Origin of the sequence: Paraburkholderia sp. BL10I2N1 (assembly GCF_004361815.1) — a bacterium.
In the GTDB taxonomy this organism is placed as follows: Bacteria; Pseudomonadota; Gammaproteobacteria; order Burkholderiales; family Burkholderiaceae; genus Paraburkholderia.
Genome location: NZ_SNWA01000001.1, coordinates 284,243 through 305,817 on the forward strand (window position 1 = coordinate 284,243; position 21,575 = coordinate 305,817).

At 59.5% G+C, this 21,575-nt stretch carries 19 protein-coding genes and 1 pseudogene; 7 read left to right on the top strand and 13 right to left on the bottom strand.

Annotated features, from left to right (window positions below; all coding sequences use genetic code 11):
- Window positions 1-5 precede the first annotated feature (5 nt).
- Together argE and B0G77_RS01325 are read right to left on the bottom strand one after the other, a co-directional pair.
- On the bottom strand, window positions 6-1,202 hold the full coding sequence (gene argE, locus B0G77_RS01320; protein ID WP_133660513.1) for an acetylornithine deacetylase: 1,197 nt from the start codon (window positions 1,200-1,202) through the stop codon (window positions 6-8).
- Window positions 1,203-1,875: 673 nt separating this feature from the next.
- Window positions 1,876-2,292 (bottom strand): hypothetical protein, encoded by a 417-nt coding sequence (locus B0G77_RS01325; protein WP_133660514.1) that lies wholly within the window; start codon window positions 2,290-2,292, stop codon window positions 1,876-1,878.
- 482 nt (window positions 2,293-2,774) lie between these two features.
- Between B0G77_RS01325 and B0G77_RS01330 the strand changes: the two genes are divergently transcribed.
- Complete coding sequence (locus B0G77_RS01330) at window positions 2,775-3,317, top strand: hypothetical protein (protein ID WP_208116379.1); 543 nt, start codon at window positions 2,775-2,777, stop codon at window positions 3,315-3,317.
- A gap of 48 nt (window positions 3,318-3,365) precedes the next feature.
- On the opposite strand, the gene B0G77_RS01335 is transcribed toward B0G77_RS01330, so the two are convergent.
- On the bottom strand, window positions 3,366-3,686 hold the full coding sequence (locus B0G77_RS01335; protein ID WP_133660515.1) for a hypothetical protein: 321 nt from the start codon (window positions 3,684-3,686) through the stop codon (window positions 3,366-3,368).
- Between the two features lie 1,162 nt (window positions 3,687-4,848).
- Between B0G77_RS01335 and B0G77_RS01340 the strand changes: the two genes are divergently transcribed.
- Together B0G77_RS01340 and B0G77_RS01345 are read left to right on the top strand one after the other, a co-directional pair.
- Window positions 4,849-5,094 carry a hypothetical protein gene (locus B0G77_RS01340; protein ID WP_133660516.1) on the top strand — a complete coding sequence of 82 codons (246 nt, stop codon included), beginning with the start codon at window positions 4,849-4,851 and terminating at the stop codon, window positions 5,092-5,094.
- 115 nt (window positions 5,095-5,209) lie between these two features.
- Entirely contained in the window at window positions 5,210-5,668 is a 459-nt protein-coding gene (locus B0G77_RS01345; RefSeq protein ID WP_243751087.1) for a lytic transglycosylase domain-containing protein, read from the top strand.
- Between the two features lie 911 nt (window positions 5,669-6,579).
- On the opposite strand, the gene B0G77_RS01350 is transcribed toward B0G77_RS01345, so the two are convergent.
- Window positions 6,580-7,020 carry a hypothetical protein gene (locus B0G77_RS01350; RefSeq protein ID WP_133660518.1) on the bottom strand — a complete coding sequence of 147 codons (441 nt, stop codon included), beginning with the start codon at window positions 7,018-7,020 and terminating at the stop codon, window positions 6,580-6,582.
- Window positions 7,021-7,280: 260 nt separating this feature from the next.
- On the bottom strand, window positions 7,281-7,403 hold the full coding sequence (locus B0G77_RS45200) for a hypothetical protein (protein WP_279571256.1): 123 nt from the start codon (window positions 7,401-7,403) through the stop codon (window positions 7,281-7,283).
- Window positions 7,404-7,844: 441 nt separating this feature from the next.
- Here B0G77_RS45200 and B0G77_RS01360 point away from each other — a divergent pair, with 441 nt between their 5' ends.
- Together B0G77_RS01360 and B0G77_RS01365 are read left to right on the top strand one after the other, a co-directional pair.
- On the top strand, window positions 7,845-9,098 hold the full coding sequence (locus tag B0G77_RS01360; protein ID WP_133660520.1) for an alpha/beta hydrolase: 1,254 nt from the start codon (window positions 7,845-7,847) through the stop codon (window positions 9,096-9,098).
- 479 nt (window positions 9,099-9,577) lie between these two features.
- Entirely contained in the window at window positions 9,578-10,120 is a 543-nt protein-coding gene (locus tag B0G77_RS01365; RefSeq protein WP_243750886.1) for a Cache 3/Cache 2 fusion domain-containing protein, read from the top strand.
- 481 nt (window positions 10,121-10,601) lie between these two features.
- On the opposite strand, the gene B0G77_RS01370 is transcribed toward B0G77_RS01365, so the two are convergent.
- The 5 genes and pseudogenes from B0G77_RS01370 to B0G77_RS01390 all read right to left on the bottom strand — a co-directional run bounded on the left by B0G77_RS01370 (window position 10,602) and on the right by B0G77_RS01390 (window position 17,388).
- Window positions 10,602-11,096 (bottom strand): hypothetical protein, encoded by a 495-nt coding sequence (locus B0G77_RS01370; RefSeq protein WP_133660521.1) that lies wholly within the window; start codon window positions 11,094-11,096, stop codon window positions 10,602-10,604.
- A gap of 14 nt (window positions 11,097-11,110) precedes the next feature.
- Entirely contained in the window at window positions 11,111-14,191 is a 3,081-nt protein-coding gene (locus tag B0G77_RS01375; RefSeq protein WP_133660522.1) for a hypothetical protein, read from the bottom strand.
- Window positions 14,192-14,382: 191 nt separating this feature from the next.
- Window positions 14,383-14,800, bottom strand: a pseudogene (locus B0G77_RS45475) (ACT domain-containing protein).
- A 451-nt stretch (window positions 14,801-15,251) separates the two neighbouring features.
- Window positions 15,252-16,697: a hypothetical protein gene (locus B0G77_RS01385; protein ID WP_133660523.1), complete on the bottom strand. Its 1,446-nt coding sequence runs from the start codon at window positions 16,695-16,697 to the stop codon at window positions 15,252-15,254.
- Window positions 16,698-17,181: 484 nt separating this feature from the next.
- Window positions 17,182-17,388 carry a DUF6494 family protein gene (locus B0G77_RS01390; RefSeq protein ID WP_133660524.1) on the bottom strand — a complete coding sequence of 69 codons (207 nt, stop codon included), beginning with the start codon at window positions 17,386-17,388 and terminating at the stop codon, window positions 17,182-17,184.
- 970 nt (window positions 17,389-18,358) lie between these two features.
- Here B0G77_RS01390 and B0G77_RS01400 point away from each other — a divergent pair.
- Window positions 18,359-19,078, top strand: a complete 720-nt coding sequence (locus B0G77_RS01400; RefSeq protein WP_133660526.1) for an oxidoreductase — start codon at window positions 18,359-18,361, stop codon at window positions 19,076-19,078.
- Window positions 19,079-19,717: 639 nt separating this feature from the next.
- Here B0G77_RS01400 and B0G77_RS01410 read toward each other — a convergent pair.
- A complete protein-coding gene (locus B0G77_RS01410; protein WP_133660527.1) occupies window positions 19,718-20,251 on the bottom strand; it encodes a hypothetical protein in 534 nt (177 codons plus the stop codon).
- Window positions 20,252-20,355: 104 nt separating this feature from the next.
- On the opposite strand from B0G77_RS01410, the gene B0G77_RS43025 reads away from it, so the two are divergent.
- Complete coding sequence (locus B0G77_RS43025; RefSeq protein ID WP_166656098.1) at window positions 20,356-20,529, top strand: hypothetical protein; 174 nt, start codon at window positions 20,356-20,358, stop codon at window positions 20,527-20,529.
- A 280-nt stretch (window positions 20,530-20,809) separates the two neighbouring features.
- Here B0G77_RS43025 and B0G77_RS01415 read toward each other — a convergent pair whose 3' ends face one another.
- Together B0G77_RS01415 and B0G77_RS01420 are read right to left on the bottom strand one after the other, a co-directional pair.
- Window positions 20,810-21,160, bottom strand: coding sequence for a LysR substrate-binding domain-containing protein (locus tag B0G77_RS01415; protein WP_243750888.1), 351 nt, complete (start codon window positions 21,158-21,160; stop codon window positions 20,810-20,812).
- A gap of 159 nt (window positions 21,161-21,319) precedes the next feature.
- Window positions 21,320-21,571: a hypothetical protein gene (locus B0G77_RS01420; RefSeq protein WP_208116380.1), complete on the bottom strand. Its 252-nt coding sequence runs from the start codon at window positions 21,569-21,571 to the stop codon at window positions 21,320-21,322.
- Window positions 21,572-21,575: the final 4 nt, after the last annotated feature.

The window sequence follows — 21,575 nt, forward strand, 5'->3', positions numbered from 1 at the left end:
GTGCTTCAGGGCGCGGTGAGCGTTTCGAGTACCTGCCGCAGGAAGTGGTCGCATTCCGCGAGTTGCCACAACTCGACGGATTCGTCCGCCTTGTGGGCATCGTCGATGCTGCCAGGACCGCAGATGACAGTCGGAATTCCAGCCTGCGAGAACAGGCCGGCCTCGGTACCGTAGGTCACCTTGCGTGTCTCGAAGTCGTTGCACAGGCTCCGCACGAGTCGCGTGACGGCGGCTTGTTCCGCGCTGTCGAGCGCCGGGGTCGTGCCGACCTTTTCAAACGAGATCGACGCCATGTCGGCCACCGCGCGCATCTCCGGTTCGAGTTGCTCGCGGGCATAGCGGGCGATCTGTTCGAAAAAGCGTTCTGGATCTTCTGAAGGCAGGTTGCGATACTCAAAGAAGAACTCGCACTGCTCGGGAATCGTGTTGATCGCGATGCCGCCTGAGATCATGCCGGTCTGCGCCGTCGAAAATGGCACGTCGAAGGCGCGATCGAACGGGCCGTTGCGGCGAAGTAGATCGGCGGCCTCGCGGATGCGGCAGATCAGCCGCGCCGCATATTCGATCGCGTTGACGCCGCTCGGCGTGCGGGACGAATGGCCGGCCAGACCCTTCACGCAGCATCGGTAAGCATTGTTGCCTTTGTGCGCGACGACGGGCCGCATGCTTGTCGGTTCACCGACGATGCACCCAGCCGGGCGAATGCCGCGTTTCGCAAGTTCCGCCAGCAGCAACGGCGCGCCGAGACAGCCGACTTCCTCGTCGAAAGAAAATGCGAGATGAATCGGCTCGCGCAGCCGGCGCTTCTGGATGTCGGGTAACAAGCCGAGCGTCACGGCGATAAACCCTTTCATGTCGCACGAGCCGCGGCCGTAGATTCGATCGCCGCGGATGACCGGATCGAAGGGATCACTTGACCAGTTCTGGCCGGTTACGGGAACGACATCGGTGTGTCCGGACAGCACGACGCCGCCATTCGTCTCGCCGTGCATCGCTGGCAACGTCGCGAACAGATTCGCCTTTTGCCGGGACCGGTCATAGACGAGAAGCGCTTCGACGTCGCGGGCTCGAAGGCGATCCCGGATTGCTTCGATCAGGCCGAGATTCGAGCGGCTGCTGGTCGTGTCGTATCGAATGAGCTCCTCAACTAGCGCAAGGTAAGGCGCGCGATTGCTTGCGCTAGCTGTCGGCTGATCAGGCATGGCCAGTGACCTCTTTGTCTCGGTGTTAGATCGATCAATTCTATGCCGACGAAATTCTTTGAGGTGTGAATGCATATCCCGAGCCGCGGGGTGCGTTGATAGAGCGTTTTCGGCAGCTCCGAATGCCCGAATTCGGCCGGGGGTTAGTTGAGTTGAGGCGGAGTTCCCGAAGCTGCAACCCCTTCTGACCGTGCGCAACGGCCGAACGGACTAAGCCACTCGCGCGGTAAGGTGCTCCGATTGAGCTCTGGTGGTGCCCGAGAAGAAACCCGCTCTGCTTTCTGGACGAGGCAATCCGCGTCGTTCCTCCCCAGGAGCAGAGCTTTGACTCCGATACATATTGATCCTTCACCCAGACCGATCTCTGTAACGCCTGCACCGATTTGCTTAAGAGTACGTCGTAGCGGTCGACAGAGCCGGCGTCCTCTTCTTGTTTCAGGGTCCTATAAACGGTCGGACGCTGCCGATCGCGACAGGCAGCAGCCGGGCCACCTTCGGCCGTTCGAGCCGACATCGCGACCGGCTCTTTCTGGCCGACTACTGCCTGACGTGATGGTGTAGCCGGGTTGAATTCATTCGCATATGAAAGAGGAGCAACAGCCGAACCCTATGGCTGTTGCCCCTCGCTGAGACGTCTGACCGACGTCAACAGGCTCGACCCGCTTTTCGTCGCCTATCTGTCGAACCTCCATGAGCGCATTCGAATCTTCTCTCGCGCCGCCTCTTCGGCCGTAACCTCCGTAAGGCGCTCGTTGAAGTGACGCAGGTTCGGCAGCAAGTCGGCAAGCGGGCCGCGAATCGCGCGCGCCAGCACGTCGTCGCGATGCTCGTCCGGCCAGCCTTCCATGTCCGCCAGCCGCTCGATGCATCCAACGAGATTCGCGCGGAAGCGCTGAACGCCACCAGCACCAAGGTATTGTCCCCACGGTAGGTAAGGCGCGCGACTGTCCGGATCGGTCAACGTTCCAGACACTGCCTTGACGCATTCCAGCAGATCGTCACGGTGAGCCCTCATCGCGGGCAACTTCCGCTCGATAGCCTTTTCGGGACCCTCGTAATGCAGCCGGTCGCCATTCAGACTCAGCCTCATCGACTGTCTTCGGCATTCGTGCCAGAGGTCCATGGCGTTCACAGGTCACCTCCCGCGATGTTCTTTTTCTCATCGTCGGCAACCGGATTTTCGGGGGATTGGGTGGAGGAGGACAAATAGCCCTCGGATGGCGCTTCATCTCCCGTTACGAATTTTTCTTCTCCGCCCAATTCTCCGTTTCTATCCGAACATCGAAACAAGCCTTATCTGGCAAGGGTTCCAGCGTTTCGCCACCGACTTTCGATACGAAACTCGATTTCTCATTCGAAACATCGAAATGCCCGCCGATATTGGTTTGTATCGATGTTTCGCTTGAAACGGGGGGAGTGGCGGTTTCGCTACATCGGTGAAATGATCGTTGGCAGCGCGATTGCGGCCGGCGTGATGGTGGCAGTGGTTCGTCTGTTTGGACACCCCGTTTGCCACGACTGCGTCTACAAGACGTATCGAATTCCGGGCACGGCTTTACTGTATGCGGCTGGATGGATTTTCGGCTGCCTGATCGCGCGGAAACCCAGCGCAACTCGGAGCAGTCCCACGTCCGTGGCGCGTATTCGCCGCTCACCATGCTGATCAAGCGCGGCCTCGATCGGTCCACTCATTACCTGGCAAACCATCTGGTTGCGCTGAGAGTGACGGTTGTCGCGACCGGGGCGGCAATCATGATTTTGCTGTCCAGATCGAATCTCAAGCCGGCAGTTGTGCCGCAGATTACGCCCGATATCACGCTTCCGCTATTTCAGTTCCTTGCGGCAATCTGGATCGCGGCGGAGACAGCCACGCCGTCCAAAGCCGGCGTTTGGTCCAAACTGGCTGCGTTCGGGGCGTGGTCGTATAGCCTCTATCTTTGCTACAAGATTGCGCTTGCAATGCTGGAAATGACCGGATTCGACGGCACGTCCCCATCCGCGTGGCTCGTACAGGTGTCGTTGGCGTTCGTCATCAGTTATGCGTTCTACCGGATGATCGAAAGGCCTTCGCATCTGATTTCCCAGCGACTACGGAAATACAGGCCGGCTGCCTAAGCTGAGAGATATGGGCAAACTGTTGAAAAAAGAAACTCCACCTGGTTCCTAGCGCTTCTCCGACGCTTCGTCCGTAGCGCGGAGGGCCGCATTCGCCAAGACCAGCAGCCCCGCTTCGTGGTCGCGCAACGCTCCATCAACTGAGTCAAAAGCCTTCTCCAGCGCCTTGTGCCCTGGCTTCGTCGCCTTGCCGCCTTCCGAAATGGCTTCGGCTTCCTTTTTCAGTCGCTTGACCAGCTTTGTCGCGAACCGGCTATCGAGGGTCCCTTCGCGAACGAAAGTGCTGATCTGCGCTGCCAGCGACGCAAGTGTCGCCTCTGTTGTCTCTGTCGAGTCGCTAGTGACCTCAGGCGAAGGCTTCTTGCTCATCAGGATTCTCCAGGTAGTCGTGCGGGGGTTGTTGCCGGACCTGACAGATTCTAGCCCGGTGCGCAGGCTATCAGCGGCGCGGGCAGCACATTGGCCGCACTGGTCACGAGCTGGTCTCCGCATCTCGACGGCGCGAACGGCACCCGGAGGCCAAAGTTTCTCTCTCATCACCACAGGCTGAAGTTGTCCACTATTGCCAGACCGGCTTAGCGTCATGTTTTTGTTACCGTTTTATGACGGGTGAATGAAGGTTATGCACCGAAAAGGTGGATGAACCTGTGGACAACTTTGTAGTAACGCGCCCAAGCCCCTGATCGCACGGGGATTTGCTGCGCTGCCCCTGGAACGAGCATGGCCTGACCATCGACGGACTGCGGAAGGCGCAACAAAAGCAACATCGAGCATCGCTAGACTGGCGATGCCATTGTGCGTTTCTTGACACCCGCCCGCCTTTCTGAGCGGGCTTTTTTTCGTTCTGAGCGACGACCGCACCAGCCCGCCTGCCTACGAATTGATGCCGGGGTAGCGGATGAAGTGCGTGGTAGAGCTGAGCGAAGCCGAGGAAATGAAAAGCGGCCCGCCGCATGGGGGGCCGCCAGACGTCACACAGATGCTATTGTTTCGTTGCTATTCTGCGTTCGTCGCCGTTGCTCCCTGGCTTAGCGGTGCAGCATCGGCAGCACCGCATAGACCGAGCTCACGCAGAAGTAGTTGGCTGCGAGCAGCCAATACATCAGGTTCGCTGTACCCATGTGCCCTCCGTGAAAAGCGGGTTCGTGACAGAAGGGACCGCCTCGACTCCCGGCCAAGGCATCCGGGCGAATTCCTTCCCCTTTCCCGAACGGCGCGATCCTCGCGCCGTTCGTCTTATGAGCGTCCGAAGCTCATACCTCACACCATTCACACGGAATTCTTCAGGGACGATGGCAGTAGTGTGTCGATTCGATGACAGGGCAATTCGCGGGTGAGAAAGGTGCCGTCCGCGCTGGCCTATTCTGTGCGGTTAGCGGTCCGGGGAGCAACGATGCGGTTTCTGGGCCGTGGCGGTTTCCGTTTCCACCCTCGCTTTCACCAGTGAACTATTGCCGCCGCTGAGGTAGCATCGATCCGATCGTGCAAGCATCAAGTCTGCTGCGATGTGGCTTTTCAGAAGGGATCGGCCATGAAACCCGGAACGTTCATCGAACAAGCCGAGCGCGACGCCAAGGTGGTCGACGCAGTGCATCACGCCCAGTACGCCCTCGTCATCCACAACGGGCTCATGGTCCGTTCAGAGGGCGAGGAGTGGCAGATGGAATTTGAGCGGGAAATCGACAGGCTGACAGAGGCGATGACGCTCCTGGGTATCGACATGTCGAAGCCATTGATTGCACCGGTACGCGGCGACCCGCTGGAGGACGAGGACTAACTATTACAGGGTGGTCTTTCAGCCCAGCGCTGCCCGCTGGAGCGGGTCTCAGTCCAACGGATAGCGCCATGTCACGCCGGACCCTGCCAAGATGAGTACACGCTTTCTATTAGGTATGCTGATTGTAGTAGTGCTAGGGTGCACTGCCCTGACCTGTCGTGCTGATTGTTTTGACATCGCTGCCAAATACCAGCATGTGAATCCAGCCATCCTGCGCGCCATTGCGCAGGTTGAAAGCCAGAACAATCCGCATGCGATCAGCCGTAATAAGAATGGGACGGTGGACATGGGTCTCATGCAGATCAATTCAATCCATTTGCCGGAGCTAAACCGGCGTGGGATTCACCGGCGCGACCTCATGAACGTGTGTAAGAACATCTACACGGCGGCCTGGCTGTTGCGCGGGAAGATGGATCGCTACGGCAATACGTGGAAGGCCGTGGGCAGCTACCATTCCGTGACACCTCAATATCGCGGGCTGTACGCCACCCTGGTACGAAGAGAGATCGAACGGGAAGCCGAGACCTACAGGGAAGCCGAGACCTACAGGGAAGCCTCCCTTTATGTGCACTAAGCCACCGCTCACGCTGAGTGACGTGCAGCCAACGCTACTGGTTGAGGAATAGAGCGCGGCTGGGACAAAAGCAAACAGCGGGGGTGAAAAGTGGCGGCGCCACGCGGAGCCGTTCTCCGATCCTCATGGGCGCGAAATGCGGAAAAGAAAAGCGGCCCGCCGCATGGGGGACACAGATGCCATTGTTTCGTTGCAATTCCGCGTTCGTCGTCGTTGCTACCTGTCTTAGCGGTGCATCATAGGCAGCACCGGCTCGGGAACCGCGGACTGACGCGGGCGCTCGCCGCGCTGGCGCTCAGATGTTTATGAAGTGATTTGCGCCTTTCCAGGCTAGTTTCGATGAGGGGCGCTGCCCCTTGATCGCTATTACTTCTTGTCGTGTATCTGTAGCCACTGCGTCGCGCCGCGGTCCCCCGTGCCCAAGCGCCCGGCAGCCACGGTAAGCCAACACAACTGACTCTTGTCGACCCACTCCGGCCGTTGAACCCCGTGCTACCTCAATGGCAGCTCCTGAGGGTCCAGCGGTCATCCGTGCATTCGTCCCGGTCGGCAGGTCCCCTTCGGCCAGAAGAGAAATTCGCGCCACCACCACTCCACATGATTGCGAATGTCCGCTTCGGCACGACGTGTCTGGCAGCCATCGCTAAGGATCGTTCGATGCCTGGCCCCGTCTACATGTCTGTCAGTACGACGTGGTGCGGGCGGGCGTCAGACAAGGCGCGATGGAGGAAATCGCGGAGTACTCCATTGTGGTCGGAGTCTTGCGCTGCTATGGGGATTGAAGAGCTTGGCGTGGTTCATCAAGCGCCGATTCTGGATTACAGGAAAATCGCCAGTGCAGCGCTGCAAAAGGTATTCGGCGTTTCGAGCTTAACCTTTAATTGAACCACGCCGCTTTTTTTACTCACTGTTTAGTCATATTGGTGATGTTTGTGATGGCGCTTGCCCGGTCGGTAGCCGCGGGCATAGTCGTCCGCGTACGAGTTGGACCGCGAGATGTTGCCGCCAAGCGCTGAACCCGCGCCGCCGCCCACGGCCGCGCCGACGAGGCCTCCGGCGCGGCCGCCCATGGCATTGCCTGCCGCCGTGCCGGCGCCGCCGCCGAGCGCGCCGCCGACGATGGCGCCTGTGCGCTCCCTGCGGTTTGACGTGACTGCGCCGCCGGCACCGCCGCCGACTGCACCGCCAATGACGGCACCCGTGCTGCCGCCTACTGCGCCACCAACGGCAGCACCGGCCACGCCGCCGAGCGCGCCGCCAAGAGCGTTGTTCATATCGCCGGCCACTGCCGGCAACGACGCCGCAGCGGTGAGCGCTGCAATGGCAACAATCTGGATGATTCTCTTCGACATAAAAAGGCTTTCGTTTTTGGGACGGCGCCGAGTATAACCGGCCCTCCGAAAGGCTGTTGTAACTCGTCGGTTCCACCTCGGTAAGAGGTGTAACAAAATGATCCGGTGGGCTTTTTAGCGAGACGCTGACGGCACCGCGGTATCGGCCTCTCTGCCGGCGTCGAGCCTGGTGTGGCACTGATGGCAGAAGGCGACAGATGTCCGTGATGTCGCGACAAGCATCGATTTGGCGCATTGCGGTTGTTCGCGCCTGCGACTTTCTACGTACCGGACGCGACCAGATAGTGCGTAAGCGCCTCCCATCGCTTGAGGCTATAGTCGTGTGCCATCGCCATCGCCATCGCCATCGCCATCGCCATCGCCATCGCCATCGCCATCGCCATCGCGACGCGCCGAACATGTTCGGCGGGGGAAAGTCCGTTTCCTGGGTGGAGCAGACGTCCAAACGTCCGTGTGAAGGCGCCGGCCAACGGCCGGAGATGGCCGGACACGGCCCGATGCCGAATGGATCAAATGCCTCGCCCGGGATCGACCCGCGTCCGACCCTTGCCGACCCATAGCCGCCGTCCGCGGCTTCCGAAAGCTGCCCGTCACGGCTACTCGTCGTCGGGGGCTAGCGCGCAGCAGGCTTGGGCGCGAGAATCATCGGAACCACCTGCGCACGCGATCCCTTTCAATTGAGGCGTCCGCGTCTTTGCACCGGAGCTTCGATGCGAACGTTCTTGCGGCGGGCTTTCCATGACAGGCGTGGAGTGCTGTGTTGGTGACCGGGGCGAGCTGTAAGGCGGTGATGTCGACCGGTGCACGAATGGGGGAGCGAGACGATGACGACCGTCATCACGACTGTCCACGGCACTTTTGCCAGGCAGGCGGCCTGGGCCCAGCCCGATTCGCCGCTCAGCCAATATCTGACTGCGCATCTGGGCGGGGCGGTTCGGATCGCGCCATTCGATTGGTCGGGCCGCAATTCGTTTGAGGCCCGCGACGACGCCGCAAAGCGCTTGTGCGACCACCTCGAAGCCATCGGCCGCGCAGAGCCGGACAGTCGTCAGTTCGTCGTGGCGCATAGCCACGGCGGGAATGTCGCCCTGCTTGCGGCAGCGAACGGCAGGCTGTCTAAGCCTGTCGCGGGGATTGTCTGCCTGTCTACCCCGTTTCTGCAGGCATGGCCTCGACATCTCGGTGCGGCCCGCATCGTGAGCGCCGCCGCCGGAATCGTCCTGCTCTTCGCGAATCTGCTCTATCTCATGCTGCGCAACCGGGTGGGGAGCTCCTTCCTCATGGCATGCGTAGTCGTGGCGGCCATCCCTACGATCTATATCTTCATGAAGGCCGCGGCTACCTTGGCGGACAACGACAAACCGCGCTGGGTGCTCCCAGAAATGGATCCGCATCGCATGCTCATCTTGCGGGCCGCTGCCGATGAGGCATCGGCCGCCCTGGGCGCGGCGACCCTTGCCTCATCGTTAGTGGCGAGATTCTGGGCGCTCACGTCAGTGGGTGCGCCGCTGTGGATGCGTGCACTGGAACAGGACGAGGCCGACAGGGCACGTCAGACCCGCTACTCGTGGCCGCGGCGCGTCCACGGTCTAAGCGTCATGGGTCTCTTCGTGCTTGGCATCGTTCTTTGCGTGCTTAGCCTGCTGCCGATCAATCCGCCCTGGGTCACCAGAAACCAAGCAACCGCTGTCCTCGTCGCGTCTTTCGTTCTTAACCTTCCGTTCGCTTGGCGCAAGGTACTCGCGATCGCCGTGTTGGCGCCGTTATGGTGGCTTTCGATGCTCTTGGCCGGCCCGGTACTGCTCTTGCTTTCCGTCTTCGCGATGTCGTTCGGGTCGTCGCTTGCCCTGCGTCATTTCCTGTGGATCGTTTCCGCCGAGCCAACGCCTCCCGGCGTGTGGATGACGGTCCAACTGGACCCCGAGAGCACGCCCCGAGGGTTTCGAGGCCTCATGCACAGCTCCCTGTATGACGATCCGCGAGCGCACTCCGTGATCGCCCATTGGATGAAAAAGCAGACGGGCGTTTCACCTGCCGCGGAGCGCAGGGAGGGATCGGCCCCTCGTCGCGAGGCGTAATCGTCATGGGGCGGCTGCGCGTGGTCCGACTACTCAGGACTCGGTCGCCGGCGGGCCTCTTTCCCGACAGAGTGTGGCAAGCCGTGGCTACCCAGCGCCTCTCGCGCGGAAACAGTCTTGTCGGCTTATCCGCTTTCTCGCGGATCATCGCCGATCTGCCAACGTCCGCTGTCTGGCCGACCTCTGCCGGACGCCGATCGGCTGAAGGCGACCCGAAGCAGCCGGTTGTCGTTCTCTTAAGCTGACACTCGGCGAAGAAAGGCGGCTTAACGAACGAAACCAAGGTCTGAGCCTCGCACACCGACAGAGGGAGGCAAACTGTTCGTGCATCAACAACTCGGCGAACGCCGCCCTTTGGCAAGAATTGCTTACTGGCGATTCGCTGCGACCTAAAATGAAAATGAAAGGATGGGTGATCGGCCCATCATGGGGACATTGTCGCCCTACCTAATCGGCAATATTGATCAGTGGATAACATGATGCCTAACAAAAAAGGAATGAGTTTCATTCCGCGTTGGGTTGTCCTTGGAGTGTATGGAATAGCATTGTCGATATTTCTCCCCGTCATGAGCCATGCGCAGCCTACGGAGAACGTAAAGCAGGCCATGAGCATGCTGAAGGCAAAAACCGCCAAGTTGGGTGCACCAGGAATCAAGGGAGAGGATGCTGTTGCGGGAAAACCTGTCCCGGCGTTGTACTTTGGCACGACCAAGATCAATAACAACTTCGCCGTGGTCGATGAAGTGAAACAGGAGATTGGCGGAACTGCGACGTTATTCGTGAAGAGCGGCGATGACTTCGTCCGTGTGGCGACGAACGTGCAGAAAGACGACGGGTCGCGGGCTATTGGCACCGTTCTCGACCCAAAGGGTAAGGCCATCGCGGCCATCCGCAACGGCAGTGCCTACTATGGCGAAGCCGACATCCTCGGTAAGCCTTACGTGACGGGCTATGAACCGATTAGGGATCCCGGCGGAAACACTATCGGCGTCTATTATGTGGGATATCTCAAGGCGCAGTGAGTCGAAGTATGCCATCCCTTAATATCCCGCGTCGCCCCCCCGGCGACGCGGTTTTTGTCGCCTACGTTCCCGCAAGCTTCGAGATTTGAGCATCGATTAACGATCTAGGCGTCGATGTCGATCGGCTGCTCCTGGCCGCACTGAGACGTTCCCCTCGATTCGCTTTGCGGCAAAAGTTTGGGCAAGTACCGCTGCGCGTTCGGTCGAGCCGCCTCGCAGTGACCACAAATCCCGTCAAAGTGTAAGCTCCCGGCCAAGGCATCTTGAACGTGCGTAGCGAGAGGAAGGAGTATCGCGTCCATCAACTTGATGGACAGGCGTACACGGTGATCGCTGCCGAGATAGTGGGATAAGAGGTACAGCAGACGACTGGTCGGCAGCGAATTACCACCGGTGCCTACCGTGCACGCCAGCTGACCCTACCTTTTAGGGGCGGTGGCGCAGCTGCTACCCAACAAGCTTTGCCTTGATCCACGGACATTTAAATGCGGTAGGTCCATACAAGGAACACCGCGATGGCGGCTGCGACGATCATTCCCGCCCAGGCGAGCGGAACGATTCTCAGGGCGAGAAACACTAGCGCAAGCAGAATGACGATCAGCAAGCCGATCAGCGCGAACCTGAGCCTCTTGCCCGGGGCGGCCCCACCATGCGGCCACCACTCGCCGCGCGCGCCCAGCCCGTAGTCGATGAGAACATGATGAATCGCGTGCAGATCCTCGAAAAGGTAACCCGTGATTGACTTTGTATTGTTGTCGATCCGAAAGCTCACAAGCTCGAGCCCATTGACGCGCACCTCGGGCGAGACCGCGCGGATCGCGAAGTGCGCGCCATGGATCGTCACTTCGGTGGCTTGACGCGGACCGAATGAAGTGTCGACGGTGATACGGCGATGCGTGACGTGATCGATGCGTGGCGCCGGGTAGCCGCTAATGTTCACGCCCGGCGGGACATTGAAGTTGGGTGCAGTCCTCACGTTGCCTCCCCTCATTAAACCGTGAACTCCACGTCGTCGCCGCTGATCGCGCCGAGCGGCGTCACGCCGAAGTTAAGCCGCACGCCAGTCACCGCGCCGAGGCGCAACGCCGGGTTGATGCCGGCAAACGCGGCGAGTGGAACGCGCACTGTCTTGAGCGCTGCCTTGGTGATCCAGTCCTGGCCGGGGCGCTGATCGGGAAACGGAACATCCGTGATCGTCCCGATGCGCACGGTTGCCGCTCCACCCGACGTGAGCAACGTGACCAACAGGTCTTGTGGCTGATTCGCGGGGTTGAGGACGGCGCCGCTTTGATACTGCTGCCCAAGCCTGAGCGACAAAAAGGTGAACGCGCGCACGTCGCGGCTATCGACCTCCGAAGAGTATATCTGCGGTACGCTCCAGACGAGCTCGGTCATGTCCGAGTCGTGTGGATTCTGCGATAGCGCCTGCGACGACTGATTTGCCCAGGCGCTCGTGCTAGTGTCGCTGTAGGCTACGGGCTGCGCGAGCCTGTTGAGGTCGCGGCGCAGCGGCGTCTCTGCGGCCAGACCGAGTTGCGCGTCCGCGTCACCGAAGTTGTCAACCACGAGTCGGTTCACGAGCTGGTACTGATGGTGAATTGAGTATGTTTCCAGCCCCGGTGGCCGCGACGGCCCCGAGACGTAGACCTCGTAGCCAGGACTCGCGAGCAGGAGGTCCTGAAAATACGCACTCACGTAGCCTTTCAGGATCGCCTGGTGCTCATCGGGTGAGAGCGTCCCCGGTAGCACCGTCTCGTTATCGGTTGCCACCCATACCGTGTTGAAGCCGTTATGGCGTGCGCGGTGAATGAAGATCATCGCCTTCGGGCACTGCGCATGGTCATAGATAAAGAACGGATTGACCACTACCGACGCGCCCGACACGTCGTTGTCGAACGCCCCATAGACGATGAAGAGCGACGACCCCGTGAAGTCAAGCGAGAGGAAGTTGGTCGGCGCGATCGGCACCACGCAGCGGATCTGAAACGGCGTGCCGCGCTGAACGTTCTTGACCTGCGCATCGACGACACCCTCGGCGCCACGGGAGTGACCGATGAGGCCGATGCGCGCCGGATCGATCATGTTCTGGAGCAGATCGCCCGCAGCGCCGTTGCGCTGCAGCAGCATGCTCACGGCCGCGAGGATCGCGTCACCGCGGTGATCGATGTTGGTGCCGCTTTCAATCGCGTTGACCGAGTTGAGATCGATGCTGAAACAGATCATCCCGAGGCTGGCAAGCTGGCTTGTGAGGTAGCGATAGCCCTGATAGCTCGGCACTGACGAGTCGTGCATGCCGTGCGCGATCACCACGAGCGGATATGGCGCGCCGCCCGGATCGACTGCGCCCGGATTGCCGGGCGCCTGCGGATAGGTCAGCTCGCCGCCGAGCGTGAGTGTCGCGGACGGGCCGTCGGGCGTCGCCGGAACGTTGAGCGTAAACGTCGGCACGTCGCCTGGCGCAGACGGAGTGAACGGTCCTTGCTGCGACGGATCGCCGATTGGCGACGGATCGCCCGTCGAGGTCGGGCTTGTCTGAGCGCACAGCGTTTGACGAGCGTGGAGCTGTGACGCCGCCGTGATCGCCTGCGCGAGCGGAACGGTGACTACGCCACCCTCGGCACTGGCAGTGCCAACGAGCTGGGTGCCGTCCAGCACCTCGACGTACGCGCCTGGCACCGCGCCGGCGACGTTCGCACTGCGATCTCCAATGCGCACCGGAGCGAGCACCTGCGGCGCCGGCAAGGACGCCAGCGAGCCGACGGTGACCGCCGCCGAGAGCGGCCCGTCGACACCTCCCACCCTCTGCGACGCAGTAATGTCATTGCCGTTCTGCAGCGCCGGCCCGACATGCACTGTGACCGTCGAGCCGCCGGCCAATGCGAAGCCGACGGGAAACCCGCTCTGGAACACTCGGACCTGAGCGCCCGGCAGTACTCCGTCGACGGGCACAAGCGTGCCGCAGTCGTAGAGCGGAGCGCGCACGACTGGCGCTGCGATCGACACAGGCCGCGGTTGCACAGTCTGTGGATCGGAGAACTCGTCATGTCCGCACAGCGACTGCTTCGCGCGTACGATCTGGCCAACGGTAAGCGGTGCATTGAGCGCGATTATGTCGAATTGCGACGCGCCCGCGCGTCCAAGCTCGTTCTCCGGCGCGCTCGCGTTCGCCCGTGCGTAAAGCGTAATGACGCCGCCGCCGATCTGGTTGTCGACGCGGACGAGCTGGTCGCCATCGTACAGCACCGGTTCGAGCACTGGCTTGATGCGCGCGTCTGGCGCGATCACAGTAACTGCTGACGACATTGCGCCGTCCGTGGTGCAACCCGCGCGCGCCATCATCGACTGTTTGGCGGTGATCGCGTGCCCCGTGGCGAGTGCTGTTCCGACATTGCAGTGGACCGCACCCCAGCACGAGCAGAACGTGCCGAGCGATACACCGCTATCGAATACCTCGACAGTGGCCCCCTGCGTGAGGCCGTCCATATCGACGAATGTCTGGCAGCCGAAGATCGGCGCGGACAGGTTCGGCGCCGGCAGTGACGCCGGCGCCGCAATCACGTTGCTGGGTGGCGAGAATACGCTCGTGCTCGCGCAAACGGTAGCGGTACCGAACACCTGGTCGGCGGACAGATCGCTCGGGCTGAAGCAGGCCGTACCGTCGCCATCAGCGACCGCGCTGCCCAGCGTGCGCGTACCGTCCACGCCGCCGGTCAAAAGCGTGACCGTTGCGCCCGGTGCCAACCCGTCGACATACACGCAGTTGGCGCAGCTAAAGATGTCAGGCGTAAGGCGCGGGGGGGGCGGCGGGATCTGTACGTCGCCAACCACAACCGCGGGCGAATCGTTGCTCGTTGGGTCGGGCGCCAACGTTTGACGCGCGCTCACGCTTTGATTCGCGGCGAGTTCGCTTGCTAACGTGAAGACTATCCAGGAGTCATTGACCGTCTGCGTCTGAACGGTGGTCCCGTCGACGCGAAGCTCAACACTCGCGCCGGGTACGATGCCCCAGACGGCTACACTCGTGCCGCAGCGAGCCAGTCGCTCCCCCACCGTCGGCGGAAGTAGTGCCATCGCGCCTCCCAGTTAGCTTGGGATAGTGTAGCCATCCCCTTACGTGTTCCAACCGTTCTCGCTAGTTGAAAGGTCGGTGGCAAGCGGCTAGTGTATCGCCACCCATAAGACGAACTCGACCAGTCTGCTTTTAAGCAGTCAAAGTGCTCGATAGGAAGAACCAAGCCAGTTCGCCGTCCGGCACGGGCGCTTCAGGCCCTCTGTAGAATGTCCATTGCCTTTTCGGCATCGTCCACGTCGACCGCGAGATAAGCGATGAACTGTGTGCCTGTAAAGCGGCCGAAACGCCGCGGAGGTTGATCCCCTCATCTGCCAGCATCTGGGTCAATTGCGCGATGATCCCCAGTAGGTCCACACCCATTACACGAACGGAGTGAAGGCTCGGGGTGACGTTGAACCCCACCTGTGTGGCGGCCTGGATCTCCTTGTCCCCCTGCAGCGGTGCGACAAACACGCCCCCTTGCCCAGTGCTTCCGGCGTGCGCCGTGCGACGACGAACGGCAGGCCTACGCCAGCACCCCGCAAAGCGCTTAATACTTGCGCAAGCCCGCCCCGTTTGCCCTCGATGGTAGCTGCCCAAACATCGACACGTTCCACGCTTAGTTCCATGGCAGTCCCTCCCGCCTGTCGCATCTCAACAAAAAAACTACTTCACCACCGGCACGCGAGCAAAGCCCGCGGCCCTCAGCGTAAGCGACACACTGGAATGCTGGGAATCCCCGGGCCGGCATTGGCGGATTTCATGTTATGCAACGCTGGCCCGTGCGCCCAAGAAACCACCCGTGTCGGTTTGCCACCACGTGTCCGCGTCATCCGGTGATTTGCGACGGCAACGAGCCTGCGCCATGGTCAATTGCGACGACTTCGATTTACCTGCAGAGCGACGAGATCAAGCGGGCACGCATGCCCTCGGAAAAACCTTGACTGACCGCCTCAGGGCGTGAAGCGGTCTCTCGCGTTTTCCCGAAACGGACGTTCGCCGTTGCTACACTTTTCATCACGGCGGTCACGCCCGAAGCCCCTGTTCTCCTCAAGAGGCTTCGCAAGCCTCAAGCAGCGGTCATTGTGGGGGAAATAGCTGTTCTTGAGGCGGGTGAACTAAGGACCACAGCGACTCGAATGCTTGGTCGGCGTTTCTGGGAATGATAGATTCGTTCGCTAAACGTTCAAGGTCTTCGTAGGTAGCAACATAAATTCCCTTGCTAGATGCTATTTCTTCATCCGTCAGAGCCTCGCGCTTCATTGTTGTAACGACGACTGGCAGAACCTTCAGATGGGGATTGCCTGTCTGCTTTAGCTTTTCTAGTAGAGCCACCGCTCGGGCAAGTAACTTGGATAACTTTCCATTGTTATTGATCGCTCCGGTTGTGCACTCGATAACCGCAATGTTGCCATTCGGACTTACGGCAAGTAGGTCGGCAGCGTCGGTTGTGAAATGGCTTGAGAGCGGATTGACGGCGAAGCCGTACATGAACATCAGGTTGCCAACACCCGCTTCAAGCACTCGAGCATCTTGTTTGTGTGACTTTGCATCAAATAAAGATTTCTTTGTTCCCTCGAGCTCGGGATCGAATACCTCATGCATCGACCGGCGAACGTTCGCCGCATTGTCGGGGTCGGTAATCCAGCCCTGGTGCATCCAACGACCTTTATACGACGCAAATCCCTGAATGACCGATCCCTTTGGCACTTCGATGTCGACGGAGCCTACGGTCACATACTCCCCATCATCTGACCATGTTAATTCGCTCGAATTGAACGCTCCTCGCTCTGTTGCTTTCGCATCTGGGGCTTGCACTCGATAACCGAGCCTTGCTTGCGTACGATCCACGTCCTTAGCAACACGAATAGCCAAATGGGCAACACCGTTCTGTATGCGTGCGCGTGGACCCAGATCTACCGCGACGACTCCTTCAGCCGTGACATCAAGAGAGCAAACGTCCCACCTCAAAGGGTACAAATGCAATTCGCCCGCCAACTCAACGATTGAGTCGTATGGCATCGCTCCTGAGCGAAGATCGCTCTGGAATTCTGTTAGACGATTCTGGAAAACGTGTGAGCCAGTCGATATCGACAGCCGCAGTGGATGAACGATGGGTGTATAGAAATTCGGCGGAAACTTCTCAAGATATGTCGAAAAACTGCTGTGAGGTTGCGCGTAGCGCCCAAATCGTAGGCAGCCAATGGGCGTCTCAATGCCGTCACCTCTCAATGCTGTGACCAGACTCAGATAGTCAATTCCGAGTTTGGATAGGGGTATCGAACAACCGCATATGGACGGTGTTCTGACCGTGAGTTCCGGCAGCGATTGATTTCCAACTGGATGATAGATGTGGCCTTGAGCAAGCTCAAGGCCGTCCGACCCATTAATCGCAATAAAACTGAAGTTCGTATGCTTGTAGGCATCGGCGCCGGTTGCGTACAGCAACGAGAACTCATCCAATTTCTGCTGTTCATGGGGGGGTAGTGGCGGCATTTCTAGCCCCTCTGTAAACGGGTCGGTCATGACGGTTTCTCTCGTGGCTCAGCCTTGTATGCGCTTTCAGTTCGATTGCCATGTCGATTAGGTTTGTTTCGAGCCGCCGGGCAAAAAGTCGACCTCGGCATACCTAGTGGCGCGGCGATGCGACCACTGCACTTGGACGATTGTCGACGATTTTGCCTCGGACGTCGAACGGCCGGTTATGGCCGAACACGGTCCGATGCTGAACGGGCGATGCGACCATCATCGATCCGGCTGCATCCGGCAGCAATCGACCCACTCCAGACGTTGGACCCGGCACCGGCTCAACGGCGGCTTTTAGGGTAAAGCCGACGTTCGAATGCCCGAACGAGAGCATGGTCGAAGGGGCCGTAGATGGCCCGGTGCCTGCCTTTGGCGACAGCGATCCGTCGTGGTTGACGTCGCCGAAGGCACATTGGTCGAAAAACCGTCGCGAACCGTTGCCGATAGTCGTCGCGGCTGCCGTGCAGAAAACGTCATCTCGCACTTACTGGAGCGAGATTTCGCCATCAAACTCCACTTTCAGCTTGAGCCCTGCAACTTCCAGCGTTACTTTTGCGGGAAACGATTCCGTACCTGCGATGGTGCCGTCAGCAAGGGCCTTGGCTACCGCGTGCTCGATCTCGCGCTGCGAATTGACGCCAACCATTTTTAAGAACTTGCGTATGCTGAGGTTGAAGACTTCTTCATTCATTGACAGCTCCCATTTTCCGATGAAGGAGAGATTCCCGACAGTGAAGTTAAGCCCAGCCGGCGGGCATCGACATGCTATCGAGAGCAACTGCCCCCGATGACGATGGCGACGACCTTGTCGCCGCCGACGGTGGTGAGTTCGACTTCCGCATTCACTGCGCCATCGGCGAGGGATGTGATCTTGCTGCCACGTTACGCGGCTGCTACGCGGCCTGAGCTAGTTCAAAAGGTGAGCGCGGCAGGGATTCGCCATCCACGAATGCAGTGGCACTGCGCGCGGCAAACGCGAAAGCGCATTCTTGACTCGCGAACTCTCCGAGATTCCCGAGTGAAGTAGCTTCACCGTCTTCCGCTAAGATCGATGCACGCGCTACAAAGGCTTTGCCATGCTTCGTGACGCAGGGCTGAATTGCTGCGCCGCGGTGATATAGAACCATGAAAACTCCTCTCATTGATGTTCGCGGAATCGGCGATGGCAGTTTAATGTCCCATCTTCGTCAAGGGAAAAACGTTACCTTTCCTCGCAGGACGCATAAATAATACATAAAGGCTCTGTCTGCAGTGGTCGAACGTGACGCCTCGTTGCGGGTCGACAGGCCTTGTAAAACGGACGGGAAGCGATAGTGCCTTCTCCCGCCCACAAGATAAAGTTGAAGTTTCTTATCGTGTGCATTAGCGATCGTGCATGGATCGGTGTGAAAGCAGCAGCATTGCCTTGTCACCCTTGATGGGCATACCGTTCCCAAGTGCATTTACTTTGATATGCCAAGTATCGTCAACGTGATGTAATCGATAATCAGAAAGTACGTTCTGGAAATACCATCCTTGCACTAATCGCTCAACGCCTTTAACCACGCGGGTTTCGACGCCCGATCATCACTGTGGATTCGCTACAACCCGGCTCCCCTCTCCATCCCTTACAGGGTATCGGCTAGACTTCCACCTGTGAAGCAGGTCCTATTGGAGAAGACATGCGCGACAACCTGATTCCCGTCATCGTGGGCCGGAAATGGCAAATTGCTAAGGGGTACCATGCCGTTGAACTTCGAACAACGTCCAAATCGGCGCTTCCGCCGTTTAACGATGGGTCGTGCGTCACTCTCTGTCTGAACAGCGCTGGCGACAAGCAAAGAATTTATCCTTTGCTCGGTGTTTCGTCCCTGTCCGATGGTTACGTGGTAGGCATGAGACAAGAAGGTGATGGCAGAATGGATAGTCTGCTATCCAAGTTTCCGTTGAATGAACGAGACGAAGTGTTTGTCGGCACCCCCCAAAGCCCGCCGACAATTTTGGACGATCGTGCGCGATCTATCCTTTTTGCTGGCGGAATAGGCGCCGCATCGATCGCGGGAATCGCGAAGCGGCTTGCATCGGCGGGTCAAAGGTTCGAGGTGCACAACTTCGCCCGATCGGCCGACCGCGCAGTTCTTCGAGAAGAATTTGACGCGCTTCGAAGTCACGGTAAGGTCTATCACCATTTCGGCCTGTCCGATGATCTATTCGCGCAGAAGAGTTCCCACGCAATGAGTCCAACTCATGCCAACACACAGGTTTACTGCAGCGGCCCCCCTGCTTTCATGGATCTCATTGAGCGCCAAGCCCGCGAATGGGTGTATGCAGCGAACGTTCATAAAATCGCCCTTGGCGACCAAACGGCATGGTCAGCGGCAGTGCGACGGCACGGTAACTGAGGCGCGCTTTCCGCAGCTGATGCACAATCGCTCGTCGGTCTCGCCCGCTCACGCCTATCTGGGGCTTTGGAATACTCGTGAGACGCTTGGACGGTTCTAGAACCGTGGGTTGACGTCATGCGCATCTGACCGTTGGCGACCCGGAGCGGCCGCCCACATTGTTTGACATTAACGGCTGGTATGAAGCAGGTTCGGTCATCGGAGCCGCGCCTAACTAACGTCCAAGCAAGGGTGCGTCTGTGTGTGCAAATCGGGGGCTGACTACGCGCGCGAAACCGGCTTGCAGTGGAACGCTCAGCAGGAGCGCGCTAAGTTGTCCCGCTTCGCAAGCTTGCTGCATGGCGTCATTGCGTTCGCTGTCGACGAACGGTCCTAAGCGGGTCGCGTGTCGCTCCAAAATAAAAGCTCGCGATTGCACCCGGCCTCGCGCTCACGTTGGCTGTGACGAGCTTCGACTTCGTCGGAGAAGGGCTGCAGGATGAGCTTGATCCTCGCAATGAGATGTAGCGCGTCGGCGGATCGTTGATCCGCTATCCGGGCGTGTACCCCAGCTAGCACACGTGCCGCGCACAAGGAAACGGCAGGAGCTCGCGAGTCGACGACGCCGGCTTGTCTCGAGGCCGGCAGTTACGCGATGCGCTAACGTGGATTAATGTGCTTGACAACATCTGCCACGATGGCACGGGTCTGCCTGTCGGTAGTCGGTGCGAAGATGCCCTGCCATGCCGAAGACTTAGTGTTGTAGGAGCGTTCCCCGAATACCTGGTCAGTCTGCAGATCGCGGAAAGTCACCTTGGCTCGCATGAAGGCATTGCCGGTCATGATTCCAAATGCGATCCGTGCACCTTGCGAGACGAAGTGGTAGTCGTCGACATAGACATCAACGACTGTGCCGGCGCCGCTCCGGGTTGCCATTCCCGCGGTTTCATCGATGAAGCTCAGTCCTGCCGGGTTCGAGGCACCTTGCATGGCTTCCCGCCATTCCGTCTGCACCCGCGGCCAGTCGGACGAGGCCGTGGCTACCTTCGATCCGGTCATGCGCAGGACAACTGTATGGGTCGAAGCAGGCGGCACGACGATGCTGGCTTCTGAGGTCCTTTCACCCGACGACGCATTGTCTTGGGTCTGCAGCGTGGCGGCGCATCCGCCGAAGAAAGCTGTGCTTGCGCTCACGATAAGAATCGGGAGTAGTCGTCTCTGCATTTGGGTGTTCCGAATGATGAAATCGATTTGTCGAATGGAATTACAGGCTCTTTATCGGCATGAGATTGTCGAACTTGAGCAGCATCCGCTGCTGTCAGCGTTCGCTCGCTGCAATGACGGGGCAACTCGAAATCGGCCCCACCAGCAGCGTGGTCGACTACCCGAAGATCGAGCGCGTATCGCTAATCGGCCATCCATTGATGTGGATGTTGCCCGCGGGTGATCGGCTCGAAAGTAGACGACAATAGACGTGCGCGATTCAGCCGGTGCGCGCGCCGTCGTCGGGAGTCCGGATGGGTCCAGCCAAACTTAGACTGCTCGCAATGCATGCTTTCGACCCTGAGTTGCCGTTCGACACGAAGACAAGTCGGCGACTGCTTCGGGACCTACTACGGCCGTTCGCGCTTCCGTCATCTCGACGCTGCTGGCGGGGCAGCGAGATTGTCCATACGTGCGTTCCCGGCGCCATCTTTCCGATGGTCGTCAAGTCGCGATCACCGACGCTTAAGCCCCGTCATTCAAGCCGTTTCACGCGTTGTCCCACGGCGGCAAACCCGAAAATGCGTTGACCAGAAAATCAATTGCCGCACGTACTTTGGCGCTCACGTGACGACGGCTCGGATACAGGGCAAGCACATCGATGTCCGGCAAGCGGTATTCACGCAAAACTCTAACGAGCTTGCCCGTGCGAAGGTCGTCGCCAATCAGAAACGTGGGCTGCCAGATGACGCCGTGTCCGGCAAGCGCCGCCGCGCGCGCTGTATCGCCGTTATTGGTGTGCATGCGACAGTTGACCTGAAGGGGGTGGAGCAAGCTGAGCGCCAAATTTCTATCATAAGCGCCGGAGTTATATAGATTTGCCGAATTATTCGGGAACATCGCAGTCGGTGCCGTTTCTGGATACCGGAACAGTCCTGACGTTGCGACGACGGTCCACAGAAGTGTTGTCCGACGCCGTCATCGGCAACTTGATGGGACTGAATGCCGTCCGGGAACTGCGCAACTCTATGAAAACGATGGACTTTACGACTGCGAGGCTTATGAGAGAAATTTGCGCTCAGCTTGCTCCACCCCCATGTAGGGCTGGCTTGAAGCGCAATTTGCGGATCGGCCTGCAGTACCAGCGCAGCGGTGAAATCCTGCTCCGAGAACGATTTCATCGACATCGGCGGTGGAGACGCCCGCATGCGCCAGCGCCTCGTTCGTCACCCTGACGATCAGGCTCTCCACGCTCTCGTTGTCGTACTTGCCGAAGGGCGTATGCGCCCAGCCGGCGATTGCGGTTGCCATGCAG